Genomic DNA, 17,930 nt, shown 5'->3' with positions numbered 1-17,930 from the left:
AAAACCTCTGATCAGCAATTCCGACACGGGACGCCGATACGCGGCGACAGCTCCGAGCTACATTCGTCCTCGACGGGAGCCGCCCACGAAACTCAAGCTCACTAGGAGGAAGTCATGTCCATCACGGTCGACGCGCTCGTCGGATACACCAAGGCCGAGTTCGCGAAGGCGTCCAGATGGCGTCTCATCCTGCTCATCGTCCAGTTTCTGGCCGTCGTGCCGGCTGCGTTGTCGGTGGTCGTCACCGGTGACGACGTCCTCTACGTCCTGGCGGTCGGCGGCCCCGTGCTGCTGATAGCGTGGTGGTTGGCCCGCAGCGTCTACCGGCGTTCCCGTTCCGCGGCTCACGGCGCGCGGCGTGCCGTTCTGATAGCCGGGGGGCTCGGCGCCCCGATCTCGCCCGGGGACCATCAGCGCCTGCGGCAGCGGTTCACGGTCGACGAGCCGGTGGCCAATCGGCAGATCGACCCCGACTACTACGCCACCGGGGAACGTCCTGGACTTCAGCGCCTCGGTGAGATGCTCGAGGAGAGCGCGTTCTACTCGAAGGAGGTCCACAGGGTGAGCGCGAACTTCATGATCGTGATCCTCATCGTCTTCGTCACCGTCGCGATCGTCGTCGCCCTGCTGAGCGCACCCTATGCGAGCCGCGTTACGGCGGTCACGGGCATCAAGGTCATTCTGGCGGTCTCGGTCTTCATCCTGTCGTCCGACGTCATCGGCGCGATCTCCGAACACCGGGAAGCGTCGCGCGGTGCGGAATCCGTCCAGAACCGCATGGCGGCGGCCTACGCGACAGGGTATCCCGAGGGCGACGTCCTGCTGGCCATGGGCGACTACAACGAGGCCATGGAAGGTGCACCCGAGGCGGTTCCCGGCGTATTCGGATCGATGGTGACACGTCTCAACCAGCGGTGGGCGGAGTACAAGGACGATCGCGCTCAGGCGCGCGCAGAACTGGAGGCCGGAGCGTGAAGCACGTCGGACTCTTCAAGACGTTCCTCAGCGACGTCGTCGACCTCAATGCGGATCGCCTGGCCAAGCTGGACACGAGCGTCGAGGCCATCAAGACGTTCATCCGAAACTCCGACTGGGATCCGAAGGTGAAGGGCTTCCTCCACCAGGGTTCCTGGGCACAGAAGACCATCATCAGGCCGATCGCGGGAAGCGCCTTCGACGCCGACATTCTCGTGCGCGTCGCGCACGTCGAGGGTTGGGAGGCCAAGGACTACATCAACTCGCTCAAGCGCACCTTCCTCGCGAGCAGTACGTACAAGGACAAGGTCTCGAGCTATTCGCACTGCGTCACGATCACGTATGCGGGCGAACGCAAGATCGACGTCGCTCCGCTGGTGATCGACCGCGAGGGCGACGCCTCGTCGGAAGTGTGCAACCGGACGACGAACGAGTTCGAAGACACCGCACCGGGTACCTACACGAAATGGTTCAACGAGCGGAACGGCTATTCGGGCGGGAACAGCTTCCGCAAGGTCACACGGCTTCTGAAATACCTCCGTGGGATCAAAAAGACGTTCACCTGCCCCTCGGTCCTGCTCACCACTCTGCTTGGCGAGCGCATCACTTGGCTCGACAAGGATCTCACGAGGTTCGAGGATGTGCCTTCGGCGCTTCAGACGATCATGGGCAGGCTCGACACGTACCTTCAGGCAAATCCGAAATGCCCCGTCGTGCCCAACCCGTCTCGTCCGTCCGAGGACTTCGGCGCCCTGCTCTCCGAGACGGGGTACGCCAACTTCCGCAACTTCGTGAACAAGTACCGCACGTGGATCGACGAGGCGATCGAGGCCGAGGACTTTGACGAGAGCATAGCCGCCTGGCAGCGCGTGTTCGGCGAGGAGTTCGGAAAGGGAGCCGTTGCGAAGATGAGTGCGCTCGCCGAGACTGCGCGCGTCACCGTGGGCTCGCTGCTCAGTTCCGCCGCCCAGCACCAGGATGCGATCGTCGATGCCGTCCGCGACTACGGCACGCGCATCCTGCCGAAGTGGTTCTACAGGCCACCCCATCTGCAGGAACCATCCTGGCCCGTGGCGGCGAACCTGATTACCGTCTACGTCTCGGCGACGCACCTCCTCAGCAGGAACGCGGCTAGGGAGGGACCCATCCTGTCCGGGGACCCCGTACCCGGCAAGGGCGGGCTCTGGTTCGAGGCGCGTCTATGGGGCGGTGCCCCCATCGGCGATGCGTTTCGCGTCGAGTGGCGGGTCACGAACACCGGCATCGCGGCTTTCTCCAGAAGGCAGGGACGAGGCGACTTCTACGGTTCCAACGGTCAAGCGCGCCGCTACGAGAGTCTGGAATGGCGTGGCGTCCATTTCGTGGAGGCGTTCCTCATCCGTCGATGGGACGAAGTGGTCGTCGGTCAGAGCGCGCCGTTCGACGTGGTGATCGAGTAGGGTGAGCAGCGGGTCTCGCATTCCCGCAACGACCGCGCACGACGCATGCCCTACGATGACCGGTCGACGGCCCCTGGCGTTCTGGGCCGGCTTCGCCATCATCGGTAGGCGCGAGCGCGCAGGACCCACCTGACCGGAGATGCCCGATGCCCAAGTTAACTGATGCGGAGATCGAGGAAGGCATCGGAAAGGGCGACATCTTCGGCCTCGCCGTCGACACATCGATCTTCGATCGGTTCGGGTGCGATCTTCGCCATCCGAAACTCGCGCTGCTGCATCAGTTGGCAGGCAGCAAGCTCCAACTTCTGCTTCCGGAGATCGTCGCGCGAGAGGTTCTGGATCATCTCGCGCGACATGCGGTCGACAGTCATTCGACGGCAAGCAAGGCGCTGATCGAATACCGGCGGCGGTGGCAGAAGGACTCGCCGGCGGATCTACCCGCGGCTGACGCGCATGCCGAAGCCCTGCGACAGCTCAACGGCTTCCTCTCGTTTACCGGTGGCAAGCGCATACCCATGTCGGAGGATCGGGATCTCGCCCAACGGGCGATCGAACTCTATTTCACCGTCGCCCCGCCTTTCGAACGGCGTGATCAGAAGAAGCACGAATTTCCAGACGCCTTCGCCCTGCTGAGCCTGGAGGCTCTCGCGGAACGGCGAAGGCGGATGATCCTCTGCGTCAGCGCCGACAAGGGTTGGAGTGCCTTCTGTGATCGATCCGATGCCCTCGTCTGCGTCGACGACCTCAACACGGCGCTGTCGTACTTGAACAGCTCGGGACGCGCCCGTGCGGAGGCAGTGTGGCGTTCGTTGCGGGAACGCGGCAACGACAGTTTCTTCTACGAACCACTCCGGGCCGCGTTTCGGAGCCGCGCACGACAATTGGATTTCGTTCCGGAGATCAAGTCCTCGGTCGATTACCGCGCAGTACCCGTTCTGGAGGACCTCGACAGGATGGAGCTGGAGACGGCGAGTTCACCGCTCGTCATCGAAGCGGACGACGAGTCCGTGACCTTCACGTTCAATGTGAAGGCGAAGGTTATCTTCATCGCCGACTTCGTCTTCTACGCGAGTCAGGCAACGAACTACGAAGCCACGGAAATCGCTGCGGCTCGGCGGGACGTCGACCGGACGGTCGAATACGACGTACTGCTGACCGTCGCGCGGAAGGGAGAACAACTGGGCGCCGTCCGGGAAGCCACGGTCGATCGGCCCAAGGTGCGCGTCCCGTTCGGGTCGATCGATCCGTACGACGCCTGACTCCGGCGGTGGGCAACGCCGGGTCCCGCATTCGCCCCGGTCCGCTGGCTACGACCGGTCATCATCGGGCGGGTCGATCGAGCCTCGTTCGAGACTGATCCCGATCCGCGTTGATTGCGCCGTGGCAGTGGGCGGGCGAAGGTACCCACCCACCAAGCTTGTCCCCTGCCTTGCTCTTCACTCCGGGTTCGGGTGGTCGAGCGCCGGTTGAATAAACGCCGAACGAGCCATCGACAGGGGTACGATCGTCTTGCGACGGCCAACGGCGTGCCGTTGGATCGTGCCACAATCTGCCGGTCCTACCGAACCTCCGTTGACAGCTCGGCAGGACTGAAACAGGTTCTAGGCCTCCGGATCGAGTATCCCCGAGTTCTCCGGTTGATCGTCGAATACGTCGAGCATGTCATTCAGAGTCTCCGAAGCTTCCTCCAGAGTGCATCCCCATAGACGGCCTATCGCCACCAATTGCTGATGAGATGGGCTCCGATCAACGCTCACGCTTCCTTGCTTTTTCATACCACTCTCCGTTTCCAAGAATTGAAAACGAAAAATCACCTACTTGTCCAAATGGTAAAGCGAGGCCTATTCGCCGGCGGGACAACGAATGTTATTACGTCGGGTATAATTTGCAACGAGACTGCACCAGTAAGCTAACAAAGCGAACCTCCGTTATCACCGTCACGACGAGTAGCCGCAGAAACCGCTTGCTACTGAGGGAGCTCTGCCGCGTCGTAGGCCGATACGCGGAATATCAGATAGTTCAACTCTATCGGCAGATTGTCGTAGTTGTTGACGATCTGCTGTGAATCCGCGTTCCACCGGACGTCGTGCCACGACCATGAAGCTTCGTCGCCTTGGATGACGACGAAAGAACCATGGCGCAACTTGGCGGCGGTCTGACTGGTATCAAAGTCGAGCCCGAGCTTGAAGCTGTAGATGGGCTTGTTCCGACTACGTTTCAGCACGGCTGCAACCACGCTCTGCGCGAGGCCGACGAACGGCCGCAGCGCCGGCTGCGCGGTGGTGAGAAGCGAGAGCCCCTGCTTGAACGGTCCGCTACCGAGGGCGGATAGAAGCGTCTCATCCTGATCGCTCTCGACGTTTATTATGTTGCCCTCGAACGAGATCCCATTGTTGCCGACGGACGCTCCGAGAAAGATCGGTGTTCCGTGGACGGGCGCTCCCGCCTTGTCGCCCGATTCAGTAGTGAGCGCGAACCGCAGTTCCTCGGCGTCGCCGTGTATCTGGTTCTTTCCCGTGAACTCCATCAGTATCTTGTGCCGGCCACGCCCGGGGAACCGATGAACGTAGAAGCGATCCAGTGTGATCTTGATCCGAGTTCCCTTCAACGCCGAGTCCGGTGCCAGCGTCGAGGCATTGAGTATGGTGCCGGGATTGTCGCCCTCCATCGGGGTGATGAAACCCAGCAGCATTCCGGTATTGCCCCAGACCTCGTTGCCCCAGTTCAACCCGAGCATCTGCCCGCCCGGACCGGACTGGGATAGGGCGTCAGCGGCGTCGTCGTCGCCGATCTCGCGAAGATATCCGATGATCGCCTTGGCCGGCATCATGCCGAGCGAGCTGTTGTGATCGATGGTCATTGGGTTCTCACACGGGTGGGCACGCGCTCGCGCGTGACGATGCGTTTGGCGCGGATGCGGGCTTCGACGTCGCTGAACACGTCCTGGCGTACGGACTGTGCAAGCTCGAGGGTGATGGCGACCGCGTACGGCACGTCCGATTGGGCGAAAGCGGCAAGATCGGCTCGGGCCTGCACCCCGACGAAGATGCCACCGTTCGCGACCGTCTTCACCAGCTTGGTTCCCTCGAGGACGAGATGCTGCAACGTGCCCCGCCGCCCGGCGAAGCTGTGCGGCTGCAGGACTGTCTTCACGCCCTCCCAGTAGTTCCGCTTGCCCTCTCGGCTCACCAGCTCCACGAGTACGCCGCGATAGCGTTGCGAGATCGGATCGATCGGGCTGCTCCAGGCGAGCGTCATCGTGATCCGTCGCAGTTCCCTGCTGTTCAGCATTGCTCGGGGAATGGGAAGCTGGTACTCGTGAAGGGTATCGGGCCGTATCAGATCATCTGCGAGAAGGGTGATACGGCTGCCGTCGGCGCTCAGCACGCGATCGTGATCCGGCTTGCCGTACCCGATGAACCGCGTGATCGCTTCGCGACGACGCTGCCAGTTTCCAGGGTACGTCGAATCGAGAAGGTCGCCGGTCGGACCCCAGCGGCAGCCGTGTGCGAGCAGCGCCTTCAGCACGACCGCCCGCGTCTCCGCGGTCTGCCAGTCCTCCCCATTGTCCGCGAAGATGTCTTCTACGACGTCGGCGAGGCGGACGGCGGCCCGAGTGACGAGTGCTGCTGCATTGCTGGTACCGGTCGAGCGCCCGACGCGGCCGGTGAAACCGACGTTCGGGTCCGGCATGGCCACTTTCTGGCCGACGTCGGGGTGCTCGAAACCCCAAGCGGACACCACTTGGTTCGCCGCATTGGTTCTGACGAGCTGGCGACCGCCGTGCTCGATGAGGTCGGGCTTGATCGATCTGTTCACACCGAGCCCGACCCCAGAGGCGAGGTTCGTCACGCCGATCGCGGCGTAGGGATCGTTCAAGCCCGTCGGACAGCCGGTGGACCCGTCGGCGTGTATCGCTCCGACCGTCAGCGAATTGAGCGACTCGGCCGGGCTGAGTATGAGTCGGGTGCCCTTGGCCGCCTCGATGCTGCGCAGCAAAACCACCTGCCGCTGGACGGGATTGGCTTGGTCGAACTGAGCCGAGCTAGTGTAGGTGTCGAGAGAGAACGCGTCGCGTGCATTGCCGGCGCTGATCACGAACAGGAGACGGTGTTCGTGAGCAAGGTGATCCAGGAGCTTCGCCCAGAAGCTGGGTCGTCGCGAGAACGGCGCCTCGCCGTCGCACACCGAGTGATTGATGATGACCACCCGGCTCACGGCATCGGTCGGATCGGCACGTGCGGCGACCAGAGCCTGCACGGCACGGTGGACGATGGCGATCGGAAGCTTGTCCGGCGGCGTGCACTCGTGGTTCAGGTTCTGCGGAGCGGCGAGGATCGGGATCGCCGCGAGCAGGCGCTCGATCGGGGGTTCGCCCTGCTCCAGATCGCCGTGCACGATCAGAGAGGCCATTCCCGTTCCGTGATGACGTCGGGCGACTGGTACGGACAGGCTTGCGACATCGACTTCGCGCACCACCAGTCTACCCGAGAGCAGATCGTGGTTCTCTACCGGATAGCCATCGAGCATCGCTACGATAGCTGGGCGGTCATCCTCCAGCGGCGGAAAGGAATTCGGAGCGCCGTCTTCGCGCGGCGCTTCGCGCGGGTCGGCCTCGTAGAGTGATTGTGGCCGGACCCTCATCACCTTGTTGGCTTCGGCGAGTGGTCCGTCGAAATCGCTCAGAGCGAGTGCCTGGGCTCCGGACAGCTCGACCAGAGCGGCCTGATATCGGATCGGCTCGATCGTCGCGAAATCGAGGACACGTCCTCCCACCGTTTCCATCAGAGCGTCGATGTACGTACGTGCCTGCGCACGTAGTCCGCCGTCATCTCTGAACCAAAGGTCCAACTCCAATCGAACCGGGCGATCAGGACGCCTGGCGAGCATCCGTTCCACATAACCCTTGAGGTTCGGATCTACGCGGTCCTTGGCGGACCATAGACGGACGTCGTGCAGATAGCCGAACAGTCTCCACCACACCGTCGTCTCGGGCGAGCGTTGCTCCTTGGCGATGAAGCGACGCCAGAGGGACAGAACCTTCTGAAGACCCTCCAACGTCGGCATCGTGACGTAGAGCGGGGTCTCCCCCTTGGATTCCGCATCGACGTATTCGGAGTCCTCGTCATCGTCAGCCGGCGAAAGATCGTAGTCCTCTCCCAGCCACTCCAATCCGGCGACACGAGCTGCCTGGACGAAATCGGCAACCGGGCCGATGACCTCGAACACCAGCGCTCGATCAGGTGTAGCTTCGGCAGGGGACGAAGAGAGATCAGAGCCTCGAAGAACGTCTGCAACGCTGTCCTCGATGCGCGCGAACGCGCCTTCGAGGCGTTGAGACTGTTCCCTAGAGGAGATCGCCGGCGGGAAGTGGGCTCGACGCCCCGGTATCCGACGCCGCGTTGCGGGCTCCCGGCTTATTCTTACGATTGGACCTTGAGCCAACTGCTGGCGCCTCCCCCACGGTTCGACGTCGCCTCCAAGCGGCGATCGCTTCCTTGAAGGCATCGGCCGATGCCTTCTTACCGCGGGATAGGATCATCTTCCGCTTCGCGTCGAGCACAACTGCCTCGATTTCCGAGAAGGTTTCGCCCGTGAACATGCCGACGAACTCGGCGGAGGTCAGTCCAAGGCTGCCGATCGCCTTTTCCGTACGCATGTACCATTCACGAAGTTCGTGAACACCGGGTCTAGGCAGTTCTATGCGCATCTCGAATCGCCGCCAGACAGCTCTATCCAGGAGTTCCGGGTGGTTCGTAGCGCACACGACGATACAATGGCTGGGAAGCGCGTCCATGTGCAGCAGCAGCGAGCTCACCACGCGCTTGATCTCGCCGGTTTCGTGCTGATCCGCCCGCTCCTTGCCGACGCTGTCGAATTCGTCGAAGAACAGTACGCACGGCGTCCTCGCCACGTAATCGATTATCTGCTGCAGTCTGGAGGCCGTCTCGCCGAGGTAGCTGCCGACGAGGCCTTCGTAGCGAACCGTGAGGAAGGGCAGCGCGAGTTCCGTCGCAACTGCCTCCGCCAGACTCGTCTTGCCGGTCCCTGGAGGACCGACGAGCATGATCGTATGCCTTGGCTCCAGCGAATGGGATCGCAACAGCGCGGTCTCGGAGACCTCCAGAACGAACTCGAGAACCTCGTCGCGGATGCTCTTCTGGAGTACCAGGTCGGTCAGTCGACGACGCGGAACGACTTCGCGCAGCAGGGACTGCAATGCTTCGGGCAGCATCGATGACATCCCTAACGGCACCATCGCCATGGATGGAAGTTCAGTAAAGGTCGGGGCGGGCTGAAGATTGGGGCGGTGCCTACGTTGATTGTGAGCTTCTTGGATCAGCGCGGTGAACGTCTCCCGCAGATCTCCGTCCGTACCACCGGCAGAACGAAGGCGACGAACCGACTGTCCCTTGCTCATGATCGTCCTTTCTTCGCCAAACGCGCGCTGGTCTTTTGGACACGATCGCGGCGTGCGCCGCACTGCGGACCAGAATCCTGTACGATCGCCGTCCCCTCCGCAAGGGACCTTGAATCGCCGAGTCATGCCAGTGTCCGGAGCGTTATCCGTTTGGCGATGATGTGGCTAGAAGATCATTCGCAACGACGACGATCCATGATGCCTCTTCGTTCCTTTCTCGAACCTCATCGCCGGATGATTGATCGGTCACGGACTGACCTCCGACGCATACTGACGGCTTGTCGATGACGGACCTAACCGGTCATCCGCCGGGACATCCAACGGCACGATCTGGTCCTCCGGAAGTCGACGACGTCATTCACTGGAAAAGCATCGGAAACTGAGGCAACTGCCCCTGGTGACCGATCGCGCTTCCGCCCTGCTACTGAACGACCGGCAGAAGCAGTGTCTGCGGCTCGTGTACGAGAACCTCGAAGCCAAGGAGATCGCTCAGCGTCTCTCCCTGTCACCGCACACGGTGAACGAGCACCTTCGCGATGCCCGACGCATTCTCGGAGTCTCCCGCTCCCTGCAGGCCGCACGACTGCTTGCGGACGTCGAAGGGCACGAACGGCTTGTACACAAGCCGTTCGGGGTCGATCCAGGTCCCGATACGGTGGAGCAGGAGGACGAACCAACGGCTGCAGGGCCCGAGGTTCCCGTCACGAGGAATCGATATCGGCTGACGGCAACCCAACGGCTTGGGATCGTCGTGGGACTGGCATTGGCGATCGTGGTCCTCGGAGGCGCACTCGTGGGAACGGCTGATCTCGTCGGCCGACTCATGAGCAAGTACCGTGTGGACATCTCGGACGGCCCCTACAAACACTAGCCGCGCCCCACCGGCGCGGTGGAGGTACGTGATGCTCAAGAACCGTCGATCTGCCGTCGAAGCCGTGACCCCCCTGTTCCGTTCTGCCGAGGCATCCAACGACATCGCGGCGGCCGACGCCGCAAGCTGCTACGCCGCGCTTCTGCGCGCTCGCGTCGACAATCGCCTTTCGGTCACGACCGGCGCTGAGATGATCGGCAAGATGTTCGAGGCCATCAGAGCCCAGCAGCTCGCAAGGGACCTCATGCGCGAAGCCCATCTGACCACGCCGGAGGTGATCCGCGACATGGGACTCGAGCGCATGTACGGCGACAGCTCCCCCTGTCCTCCGACGGACAATCCCTTCACGTCGGCCGAGGTCGTCACTCTACCGACGCTCGCCGCAGCCTGATCGGCTGGTGCGCGTTACGCGGGGCTCGTAGAGGCGCACGATGCTCCGCGTATACCTCTTCGCATCGCTACTCGTCCTCACGTCGGGATACGCCTTGTGGAAAGGCGGAGCTCCGGAGCGCATCGTGGCGGCAGGACTGCTCTCGGCGAACGTCGCGACCGTCCTGAGCTGGTCGCCGCTACCGTCGAGATTCTATGGCCTGGAACTCAACGTGTTCGTCGTCGATGCGGCTCTGTTCGCGATGCTGATCATAGTGGCGCTTCGAGCCGACCGTGGTTGGCCGCTCCTCATCGCGGCGCTGCAGTTCGATGCCGTGGGCGCGCACCTCGTCAAGCTCGTGGCACCGGAGACCATTCGCGTTGCGTATGCTCTGCTGATTACCGTCTGGAGCTGGCCCACTCAGATGCTTCTCGCAGTCGGGACTTGGCGCCATGTTCGGCGGGTCCGCCGCGAGGGAAACGATCGCTCATGGAGCGTTCCCGAATAGAAGGCACACGCACGATGCATGGTACCGTCTCCTCGTCCGTACGTGCCCCCGCGTCTGCACTTGCCGAGTTTACTTCTTCGCAGACGGAGACGCTGGCTCTGCTCATCGCTGAACGTCGGGAGCGAAACAGAAGGTTCACCAGACACTCCAAGGTTTTCTCTGATCCGGCGTGGGACATCCTGCTCGGCCTGCTCGACGGCAACTTGCGAGGCATTCTCGTGTCGACCAAATCGGCGTGCATCGCTTCCGGAGTGCCATACACCACGGCTCTGAGGTACCTCGGCCTGCTCGAGGACGACGGCATGATCCTTCGTGTCCCGGACCAGAAGGACGGTCGCCGGATCTACGTCGAACTCACGTCCGCCGGCTGGCGTGAGATTCACGGATACGTGATCTGGTTGGAGGAACTGAAGGGCAAACGCGACATGTGCGGATTGATCGTATGCCGCACGGGATGACCGGCGGGTGATCTGCTCAATTGAGCAGGGTGACGACGCTCGCCCGGAGTCGGTCCGGAAAGTGCGCGTTGAGGCTGCCGGCGACGATGCCGCACATCGTCTCGTCCAGATCGGCGTCGTTGTCCGCAACTGACCAGCGCCGGACCAGCAGCCAGGTATCGAGTGCCGGGCTGCGCCGGATGGCGCGGACGCGAAGGAAGGATCTGAGCGTTGTCTGATCGAAGAAAGCCACCTCGACCATCGATGCGCCGCCCAGCGGGATCTCCGTCCGGTTGCGTCGGAACGGTACGACTTCCTGCTCCGCCCTGACGGCCGCGATCTCGATCGCCTCGACCATGAACTCGTCCCTGCTCACCGGCGACATTGGACGGCGGGTGCTCATCGAAGATGTGCCCAGGAAGCCACGGTCTTCCGACGCTGGTCCGATATCCGGCTTGGGACTTCGAGGTCCGGGCTTCGAAGACGAGCGTGGCCTTCTCGGGTTTCTCGGACCACCTGCCCCAGGCGGCCCGGTCATGCCGATTGTCCGCGGCAACGGGCCAGATCGGGGCATGCCCAGCTGGAGGATGAAAGGGAGGTCTGCACTGGAACCGCTCGGTCCGTAGGTACGTACCGATCGCATCCGTTCGACGGGAAGGGATTGCTCATGGGAACTCCTCGTTGTGAATGATCCCATGCTCCAGGACGAACGCGCTGTTTCCGACGCGGCGGTTCGCAGCGTAGAAGCCATGATGCTGCTTCCAGGCGATCACCGCGAACGCGGCGTTCAACGCGTTGAGTTCACAGATCTGGATGTTGGTCGAGTAGACGCCATCGGCATCTCCGATGATGGGGATGCGGTCGATCATCGTGTCGTCGTCGGGCGTCACCAGTGTTGTCCTCAGGGCACCCGCGATGCCCCGCTCGGATGCATGAAGCCCCATACCCACGTCGACGTAGGGGATGCCGCGAGCGGCGAGCCGATCCATGATCGGCGGCTTCGCTGCCGCGTCGTCGATGCAGACGAAGGCGAAGTCCAGAACGTCGAGAAGCGGCGCCGTTCCGGCGTCGATGCGCAGGGCGTGCGGGACGACACCGCGATGGATGCCGCGGTACATGGAGGCGAAGTGATCGACCTTTCGCCTACCGGCGCGCAGATCGTCAATGGTCGCCGCCCCCGGCGCGCGGAAGGCGGAGTGCTGCTCGAAGAGGTCGTCATCGAAGAGATGGATCGCGTGGACGCAGCACTTGCTCACGAGGTCGAGGACGTAGGATCCAGTACCACCGAGACCGATGATGCCTATGGTCTGTCCGCGAATCCTGTCGTTGAACGAAGTCAGCGCCGCGCGCGGCGTCGCCGTGTCGAGATAGGCGAAATCACCGCTTCGCACATCGACGGGAACCGGACGCGCTCGTACGCGGGCCGTGACGAGGGGGTCGATCGCGGCGGCGGGGCCGCCCAGAAGCGCGACGTAGGTGACGACGAACTCGTGATGGTCGTGGAACTCGCGCCCGAGAGGCTTGGTGCAGAGCATCCGCGCCCGGGCTTCGAAGTGCAGCATGCGCTGCGACCGATCTTCGACATTGACGCCCCGCAGCGTCGTCCCATCCGTTTCGGAAGGTGCTTCGCCGATCCACCATGCCGTATGGACGCGCGGAGCGATGACGCGATCGCCCGCCATCGAGAGGGGCACGAGGAGTTCCCCCCTACCGACGCTGCCGGAGGGTTTCAGGTATGGAACATGCGAGACGACCAGCATGCCGTCGACGAGAGCTACGGCGTAGCCCTCGTCGATCAGCCTGCGGACGTCCGACTCAGGACTTGTCGGTGCGGCTGACACTGAACGTCTGCCCTTCGAGGACGCGGGTCTTCCGCTCGGCGGAGAGGATGCCGCTGGGTGCCTCCAGCGGACCTCGGTCGTAGGCGACCGTGAGGGCGCCGCGGCCTGCCGTCTCGATCGCCGGAAAAGCCAGACGGGCGAGCTCGTTCCGGCCGATCTCCTCGCCTGCGAAGCGATGCTCCCGTCCGTTGACCAGGATGGTCTTTGTGGGAGTTTCCTGATGCTGCGTGATCAGCGTACCCCTCGACGGCGCGGCGTCCGTCTCGTTCTTGTTCGTGTCGTCGTCGGTCATGGTTGTCTCCAGTGTCTGTTTCGAAGCGGTCCTCTCTTGCACAGGGGGCGGTCGAGGACGCTGGCGGTGGAGGGATCGGGTCATCGGGTGTTTCGCGAGTTGAGGTTAGCGAGCGACCGCTGAGCGTGACGGATGAGATCCGCGCATGGGACATGCCGAGTCCTCGATCGCGCCAATTCGCCGAGCGATGCATGGACGGCCATGACCGTCGCCGCGTCGACGGCGAGTCCGGACGTGGCGCAGACTCCGATCGCCACGTCCAGCCGACGCAGATCCTCCCGTTCGTCGGGGGCGTCCATCTCAACCACTGTTCCGATCGCTTCGACAACGCTGGCCAGGGCGGGCGGAAGTACCGGCGGAAGCACTGGCACGGCAGCGGGCTGATAGGCGCTCGAAGCCGGCGCCCGCCCCTGCACTTCCATGATCCATGAGATGTGGCTCAGGTCGAAGATCGTCTGGTGATGCTCATCGATCCAGCGCGCATTGCTGCGGGGGTCCATCATGAATGCGATGGCCTCCGCGGCCTCGTCGGTCGGCGGTGCGTCGACGTCGATCTCCAGGACGATGACCGGATTCGCGCAGCACGACACCGCCATGGCGAGGACCGGCGCGCAGGGCAGTTTACGGTCCATCCGACAGATCCCGTCCTCGTCGGGAAACCGGAATTCGTCGGCGGTGATCCGGAACAGCGGGACGCCCGCGTTCTGCGCGATCCAGTGGGCCACGGTCCCCTTGCCGACCCCCCGGACTCCCAGCAGGGCCAACGGCGGGTGGTGATACCAGTTTCTCCCAGCGACCATCTGTCGACGGCAGGCGTCGGCCACGAAGCTTCGGAGGCCGGCTACGTGATCGATGCCGAGCGCCGACGACATGCCGCCCGGAGCGAGCCTTTCGTTTCCGCCGAGCAGTCCGATGGGACGATCGAGCCCGAGGGGGGCGATGTTCGAACCCATCGGGTGCGCGACTACGAACGGGGGCATGTCCGTGATGAATGCTTCGGAGGTCGCGTGATCCCGATCGTTTTTCGTCGCCATCATGCTTCACCCCTCCAAAATCGGAGGGGGCGGCGTCCGCCGGCACTGAGACCCTGCTTCTTGACCGCCTGCTCGGTGACGAGCATCTCGCGAAGGAGTTGGCGCTCGAGTTCAAACCGGTCGCCTTCTATCATGTAATCGGCGAAATCGGAGAAGCGGTGCTTCTGCCGCTGCATCCAATCACCGAAGCGATCACGTTCCCACTTCTCTTGAAACTTGATCGACCAGAACTCCTCGTCGCCGCGATCGAGCGTGAGGCAGAACATCTTCTTCCTCACGAGGTAATAGAGATCGATCTTCGTCGCGGCGGCGAGTTCCTTCGCAGCCACCCTGCGTGCCTCGTCGGCTTCGCGATCGGCGGTCACTTGATCCTCGGCCCGCTGGATCAGGTAATCCTCGACGAGCATCGAGATGGTCGGGTTCAGCCAGTCCGTGCCCAGTGCCGTCGCACCGACGCTCCAGTAGGCCAGACGGTCCTGGTGGTGAGCCAGCGCTTCGTATGCATTGATCGCGAAGGACGGATCGTCGTAGATCGCGCTCCATGCGACCATGCGGACGAAAGGAGCGCCGTCGCATCGCAGCTCCCTCACGAGGCGAATCGTCGCGTCGTCAATTTCGAGCACGACACCCGGTTCGAGTGCGTGACCTGCCTCAGCCGTCGTCGGCCAAATCGATGCGGCGGGCGGACGAATGCTTGGAGGTTCGTTAGCTGAAAAGGTCGTGGACATCGCTGGCTCCTCGGTGGAGCTCAGAAATGGGGCATGACGGGCCGTCTAGGCCATCAGATTTGCGCCGCAGTGCGGTGCACACGAACCGCAGTTATATTGCGACTCCACAGAAGCGCTGGATGCCCCGTGAGGATTCGAACCTCAATAGGCGGTATCAGAAACCGCAGTCTTACCATTAGACGACGGGGCATCAGCGAGGGCGCGATCTAAGCGGGGGTTTGCGCCGTGTCAACGCCCTGATGGTGCCAATTCGCCACGTCGCTTGCGTAATCGCCGCGCTGCGCTACATTCGTCGCCAAGCACCGGGCGGGTATTTTCCCGCGGCGGCAGATATAGATAGTGAGTTTTACGGCGATGGGGGATGTTTCCGCCCGAATGCCGTCCCGGCAGGCTGGTCCTGCCCGTCCGGCGGCGACCCGGCCCGGTCGAGGGCGGTGGGCCGATGCGCAGGCGTTTGCCGCGCTGGATCTCGGCACCAACAATTGCAGATTGCTGATCGCGCGCCCGCAGGCCGGCGGATTCGCGGTGATCGACGCGTTCTCGCGGATCGTCCGGCTCGGCGAAGGGCTCGCGTCCACCGGGCAGCTGAGCGACGCCGCGATCGAGCGCACGATCGCCGCACTGCGCGTGTGTTCGGACAAGCTGAAGCGTCGCAACGTCACGCTGGCGCGCTCGGTCGCGACCGAAGCCTGTCGCCAGGCGCGCAACGGCCCCGCCTTCATCGCCCGCGCGCTTGCCGAGACGGGTATCCATCTCGACATCATCACCGCGGAGGAAGAGGCGCGGCTGGCCGTGCTCGGCTGCCATGCGCTGATCGAACCCGGCAACGACCCCGCACTGATCTTCGACATCGGCGGCGGTTCGACCGAGCTTGTGCTGGTCGATACGTCGACGCCGATCCCGACCGTGCTCGACTGGCATTCCGCCCCCTGGGGCGTCGTGTCGCTGACCGAACATGCGGGCGGCGGCAAGGGCGAGGCGGGCCGGCGCGCAGCCTATGCGCGGATGCGCCAGGTCGTCGCGGACAGCATCGCGCCGTTCGCCGCGCGGCTGCCGCTCGACGTCGAGCGCCCCCGACTGCTCGGTACCAGCGGCACCGTGACGACGCTGGGCAGCGTGCATCTCGGGCTCAGCCATTATGACCGGTCGGAGGTCGACGGGCTGATCGTGCCCGCCAGCGCGATGCGGCGGATCAGCGCGGACTTGTCGCACATGGCGATCGAGGAACGGGCGAAGCTCGCCTGCATCGGAAACGAGCGCGCCGACCTGGTGGTCGCGGGCTGCGCGATATTGGAGACGATCATGGACATCTGGCCCGCCGAACGGCTCGGCATCGCCGACCGCGGCATTCGCGAGGGCATATTGCGCCGCCTGATGGGGAGCCCCAGGCCATGAGCCGCGGCGGCTCGGGCGGGCACACCCGCGTCCTCACCGCACGCAAGCGGACCGCGCAGTCGACGCGCTGGCTCGAACGCCAGCTGAACGACCCGTACGTCAAGCGCGCCAAGGCGGAGGGCTATCGCAGCCGTGCGGCGTACAAGCTGACCGAGCTCGACGAACGGTTCGAGGTCATCAAGGGGTCGAAGCGTGTCATCGACCTCGGCATCGCGCCGGGTGGCTGGGCACAGGTGATCAAGCGGCGCCTGCCCAAGGCGGCGGTGGTCGGGATCGACCTGTTGCCGGTCGATCCGATCGACGGCGTGACGATCTTCCAGATGGATTTCATGGACGACGCGGCGCCCGCGATGCTGATCGACGCGCTCGGCGGCGCGCCCGACCTAGTGCTGTCGGACATGGCGGCGAACACCGTCGGCCATCCACAGACCGATGCGCTCAGGACGATGGCGCTGGTCGAGGCAGCACTCGATTTCGCCTGTGACGTGCTGGAAAAGGGCGGGACCTTCGTGTCGAAGGTGTTCGCGGGCGGCGCCGATTCCGCGCTGGTCGCCGAGATGAAGCGCAACTTCACCAGCGTGAAACACGCCAAGCCGCCGGCGAGCCGCAAGGGCTCGGTCGAGTGGTTCGTGGTGGCGCAGGGGTTCAAGGGGCGATCGGCGGATCGGGAGCGCTGATCCACCGATCGACGCGGCCAACGCCGCCCCGCGGCGGCTGACGACGCGGCTTTGCAGCGGAGGGGTGGTTTTAGGCATGATGGCCGCGGCATGGCCGGGGGCGCGCTTGCGTTGAGCCCTTCAGACTAAGCCCGGTAGCCCGCCCCCTCCCCCCGTTCGTGCTGAGCGCAGTCGAAGCACCTTGAGTCCCATGCCCTTCGACTACGCTCAGGGCGAACGGTGTGGGGGTGGCGAACGGTGTGCGGGTGGCGAACGGTGCGGGCGGTGGTGCACGGTGCGGGCGGTGACGCACGGTGTGGGATGGCGACCGGTGTCGGGATGGCGACCGGTATGAGGGTTGCGTCCGGTAGCCACCGGCACGGCGAATGCGAACCGCCCCCGCTACCCCCCCCCCGCCTTACCCCCAACGACACCCGCAGAGAAAAGGCCCGCGGACCTTCAGGTCCACGAGCCTTTCAATCACACCAACCAAGCGATGCCGCAGCATCGTTCGCCGGAATCCGATCAGGGTCAGATCACAACATGGTCCGGCTCGCGCCGCACCACGTCCGTGCGATCAACCCTCGTAATCGGCACCCAGATTCTGGTTGCGCGGCGGGGCGGCGGCGGTGAGGCGCAGCGCCTCGGCCGATGCCGCGAGGCTGCCGACGGCATCGACCTCGTCGTCATCGTCGACACGAACCTTCTGCAGGCCCTGAATGACCGATTCCTTGAGATGCGCCGGCTTGACGTTCTCGTCGGCGATCTCGCGCAGCGCGACCACCGGGTTCTTGTCGCGATCGCGGTCGAGCGTCAGTTCGGCGCCGCCCGAGATCTGCCGCGCACGCTGCGCTGCGAACAGCACCAGGTCGAACCGGTTGGGGATCTTGTCGACACAATCTTCGACGGTAACGCGCGCCATGACGCTTCCTTCGCAACAAACACCGATAGGGAGAACAAAGG

General features: G+C 63.8%; 18 protein-coding genes and 1 tRNA gene. 9 read left to right on the top strand and 10 right to left on the bottom strand.

Going from position 1 to position 17,930, the window contains the following annotated elements; translation table 11 throughout:
* Positions 1 to 114 precede the first annotated feature (114 nt).
* The 3 genes from IFS44_RS08540 (at position 115) to IFS44_RS08530 (ending at position 3,673) form a co-directional block, all read left to right on the top strand.
* Positions 115 to 975, top strand: a complete 861-nt coding sequence (locus IFS44_RS08540; protein WP_192098153.1) for a hypothetical protein — start codon at positions 115 to 117, stop codon at positions 973 to 975.
* Complete coding sequence (locus IFS44_RS22775) at positions 972 to 2,414, top strand: SMODS domain-containing nucleotidyltransferase (RefSeq protein ID WP_192098152.1); 1,443 nt, start codon at positions 972 to 974, stop codon at positions 2,412 to 2,414. The genes IFS44_RS08540 and IFS44_RS22775 overlap by 4 nt, the downstream gene beginning before the upstream one ends.
* A 146-nt stretch (positions 2,415 to 2,560) precedes the next feature.
* Complete coding sequence (locus IFS44_RS08530) at positions 2,561 to 3,673, top strand: PIN domain-containing protein (protein ID WP_192098151.1); 1,113 nt, start codon at positions 2,561 to 2,563, stop codon at positions 3,671 to 3,673.
* Positions 3,674 to 4,380: 707 nt separating this feature from the next.
* Here IFS44_RS08530 and IFS44_RS08525 read toward each other — a convergent pair.
* The 3 genes from IFS44_RS08525 to IFS44_RS08515 form a co-directional block, all read right to left on the bottom strand.
* On the bottom strand, positions 4,381 to 5,274 hold the full coding sequence (locus IFS44_RS08525) for a hypothetical protein (protein WP_192098150.1): 894 nt from the start codon (positions 5,272 to 5,274) through the stop codon (positions 4,381 to 4,383).
* Positions 5,271 to 7,643, bottom strand: a complete 2,373-nt coding sequence (locus tag IFS44_RS08520; protein ID WP_192098149.1) for a S8 family serine peptidase — start codon at positions 7,641 to 7,643, stop codon at positions 5,271 to 5,273. Before IFS44_RS08520 ends, IFS44_RS08525 begins: the two co-directional genes overlap by 4 nt.
* Positions 7,644 to 7,761: 118 nt before the next feature.
* Positions 7,762 to 8,835 (bottom strand): AAA family ATPase, encoded by a 1,074-nt coding sequence (locus IFS44_RS08515; protein ID WP_192098148.1) that lies wholly within the window; start codon positions 8,833 to 8,835, stop codon positions 7,762 to 7,764.
* Between the two features lie 397 nt (positions 8,836 to 9,232).
* Between IFS44_RS08515 and IFS44_RS08510 the strand changes: the two genes are divergently transcribed.
* The 4 genes from IFS44_RS08510 to IFS44_RS08495 all read left to right on the top strand — a co-directional run bounded on the left by IFS44_RS08510 (position 9,233) and on the right by IFS44_RS08495 (position 11,042).
* Complete coding sequence (locus tag IFS44_RS08510; protein WP_192098147.1) at positions 9,233 to 9,706, top strand: LuxR C-terminal-related transcriptional regulator; 474 nt, start codon at positions 9,233 to 9,235, stop codon at positions 9,704 to 9,706.
* 31 nt (positions 9,707 to 9,737) lie between these two features.
* Complete coding sequence (locus IFS44_RS08505; RefSeq protein WP_192098146.1) at positions 9,738 to 10,097, top strand: hypothetical protein; 360 nt, start codon at positions 9,738 to 9,740, stop codon at positions 10,095 to 10,097.
* A gap of 124 nt (positions 10,098 to 10,221) precedes the next feature.
* Entirely contained in the window at positions 10,222 to 10,584 is a 363-nt protein-coding gene (locus IFS44_RS08500; RefSeq protein WP_192098145.1) for a hypothetical protein, read from the top strand.
* Positions 10,585 to 10,598: 14 nt separating this feature from the next.
* Entirely contained in the window at positions 10,599 to 11,042 is a 444-nt protein-coding gene (locus IFS44_RS08495; protein WP_192098144.1) for a hypothetical protein, read from the top strand.
* Positions 11,043 to 11,058: 16 nt separating this feature from the next.
* On the opposite strand, the gene IFS44_RS08490 is transcribed toward IFS44_RS08495, so the two are convergent.
* From IFS44_RS08490 to IFS44_RS08465, 6 genes are all read right to left on the bottom strand, one after another.
* Positions 11,059 to 11,379: a hypothetical protein gene (locus tag IFS44_RS08490; RefSeq protein WP_192098143.1), complete on the bottom strand. Its 321-nt coding sequence runs from the start codon at positions 11,377 to 11,379 to the stop codon at positions 11,059 to 11,061.
* 307 nt (positions 11,380 to 11,686) lie between these two features.
* Positions 11,687 to 12,862 (bottom strand): DUF6791 domain-containing protein, encoded by a 1,176-nt coding sequence (locus tag IFS44_RS08485; protein WP_192098142.1) that lies wholly within the window; start codon positions 12,860 to 12,862, stop codon positions 11,687 to 11,689.
* Positions 12,837 to 13,154, bottom strand: a complete 318-nt coding sequence (locus tag IFS44_RS08480) for a hypothetical protein (protein ID WP_192098141.1) — start codon at positions 13,152 to 13,154, stop codon at positions 12,837 to 12,839. The genes IFS44_RS08485 and IFS44_RS08480 overlap by 26 nt, the downstream gene beginning before the upstream one ends.
* An 80-nt stretch (positions 13,155 to 13,234) precedes the next feature.
* Positions 13,235 to 14,191, bottom strand: coding sequence for a hypothetical protein (locus IFS44_RS08475; RefSeq protein WP_192098140.1), 957 nt, complete (start codon positions 14,189 to 14,191; stop codon positions 13,235 to 13,237).
* On the bottom strand, positions 14,188 to 14,916 hold the full coding sequence (locus tag IFS44_RS08470) for a hypothetical protein (protein WP_192098139.1): 729 nt from the start codon (positions 14,914 to 14,916) through the stop codon (positions 14,188 to 14,190). The genes IFS44_RS08475 and IFS44_RS08470 overlap by 4 nt, the downstream gene beginning before the upstream one ends.
* A gap of 116 nt (positions 14,917 to 15,032) precedes the next feature.
* Positions 15,033 to 15,106 (bottom strand) — tRNA-Gln (locus IFS44_RS08465).
* 185 nt (positions 15,107 to 15,291) lie between these two features.
* On the opposite strand from IFS44_RS08465, the gene IFS44_RS08460 reads away from it, so the two are divergent.
* Both IFS44_RS08460 and IFS44_RS08455 read left to right on the top strand, forming a co-directional pair.
* Positions 15,292 to 16,311 (top strand): Ppx/GppA phosphatase family protein, encoded by a 1,020-nt coding sequence (locus tag IFS44_RS08460; RefSeq protein WP_031439729.1) that lies wholly within the window; start codon positions 15,292 to 15,294, stop codon positions 16,309 to 16,311.
* Positions 16,308 to 16,988 carry an RlmE family RNA methyltransferase gene (locus tag IFS44_RS08455; protein WP_056673051.1) on the top strand — a complete coding sequence of 227 codons (681 nt, stop codon included), beginning with the start codon at positions 16,308 to 16,310 and terminating at the stop codon, positions 16,986 to 16,988. The genes IFS44_RS08460 and IFS44_RS08455 overlap by 4 nt, the downstream gene beginning before the upstream one ends.
* A 556-nt stretch (positions 16,989 to 17,544) precedes the next feature.
* Here the strand turns inward: IFS44_RS08455 and rpoZ are convergent.
* Positions 17,545 to 17,889: a DNA-directed RNA polymerase subunit omega gene (rpoZ, locus tag IFS44_RS08450; RefSeq protein WP_031439727.1), complete on the bottom strand. Its 345-nt coding sequence runs from the start codon at positions 17,887 to 17,889 to the stop codon at positions 17,545 to 17,547.
* Positions 17,890 to 17,930: the final 41 nt, after the last annotated feature.

The organism is Sphingomonas sp. CFBP 13706, assembly GCF_014842355.1.
GTDB lineage: Bacteria > Pseudomonadota > Alphaproteobacteria > Sphingomonadales > Sphingomonadaceae > Sphingomonas > Sphingomonas aerolata.
This window is presented reverse-complemented; position numbering and strand designations above follow the sequence as displayed.

What these genes read in the sequence shown, in the direction of transcription:
- IFS44_RS08460 (WP_031439729.1), top strand. Translation starts at nt 15,292, where the DNA reads ATGCCGTCCCGGCAGGCTGGTCCTGCCCGTCCGGCGGCGACCCGGCCC.
- IFS44_RS08490 (WP_192098143.1), bottom strand. Translation starts at nt 11,379, where the DNA reads ATGGTCGAGGCGATCGAGATCGCGGCCGTCAGGGCGGAGCAGGAAGTC.
- IFS44_RS08475 (WP_192098140.1), bottom strand. Translation starts at nt 14,191, where the DNA reads ATGATGGCGACGAAAAACGATCGGGATCACGCGACCTCCGAAGCATTC.
- IFS44_RS08480 (WP_192098141.1), bottom strand. Translation starts at nt 13,154, where the DNA reads ATGACCGACGACGACACGAACAAGAACGAGACGGACGCCGCGCCGTCG.
- IFS44_RS08530 (WP_192098151.1), top strand. Translation starts at nt 2,561, where the DNA reads ATGCCCAAGTTAACTGATGCGGAGATCGAGGAAGGCATCGGAAAGGGC.
- IFS44_RS08470 (WP_192098139.1), bottom strand. Translation starts at nt 14,916, where the DNA reads ATGTCCACGACCTTTTCAGCTAACGAACCTCCAAGCATTCGTCCGCCC.
- IFS44_RS08495 (WP_192098144.1), top strand. Translation starts at nt 10,599, where the DNA reads ATGCATGGTACCGTCTCCTCGTCCGTACGTGCCCCCGCGTCTGCACTT.
- IFS44_RS08515 (WP_192098148.1), bottom strand. Translation starts at nt 8,835, where the DNA reads ATGAGCAAGGGACAGTCGGTTCGTCGCCTTCGTTCTGCCGGTGGTACG.
- IFS44_RS08505 (WP_192098146.1), top strand. Translation starts at nt 9,738, where the DNA reads ATGCTCAAGAACCGTCGATCTGCCGTCGAAGCCGTGACCCCCCTGTTC.
- rpoZ (WP_031439727.1), bottom strand. Translation starts at nt 17,889, where the DNA reads ATGGCGCGCGTTACCGTCGAAGATTGTGTCGACAAGATCCCCAACCGG.
- IFS44_RS08455 (WP_056673051.1), top strand. Translation starts at nt 16,308, where the DNA reads ATGAGCCGCGGCGGCTCGGGCGGGCACACCCGCGTCCTCACCGCACGC.
- IFS44_RS08525 (WP_192098150.1), bottom strand. Translation starts at nt 5,274, where the DNA reads ATGACCATCGATCACAACAGCTCGCTCGGCATGATGCCGGCCAAGGCG.
- IFS44_RS08540 (WP_192098153.1), top strand. Translation starts at nt 115, where the DNA reads ATGTCCATCACGGTCGACGCGCTCGTCGGATACACCAAGGCCGAGTTC.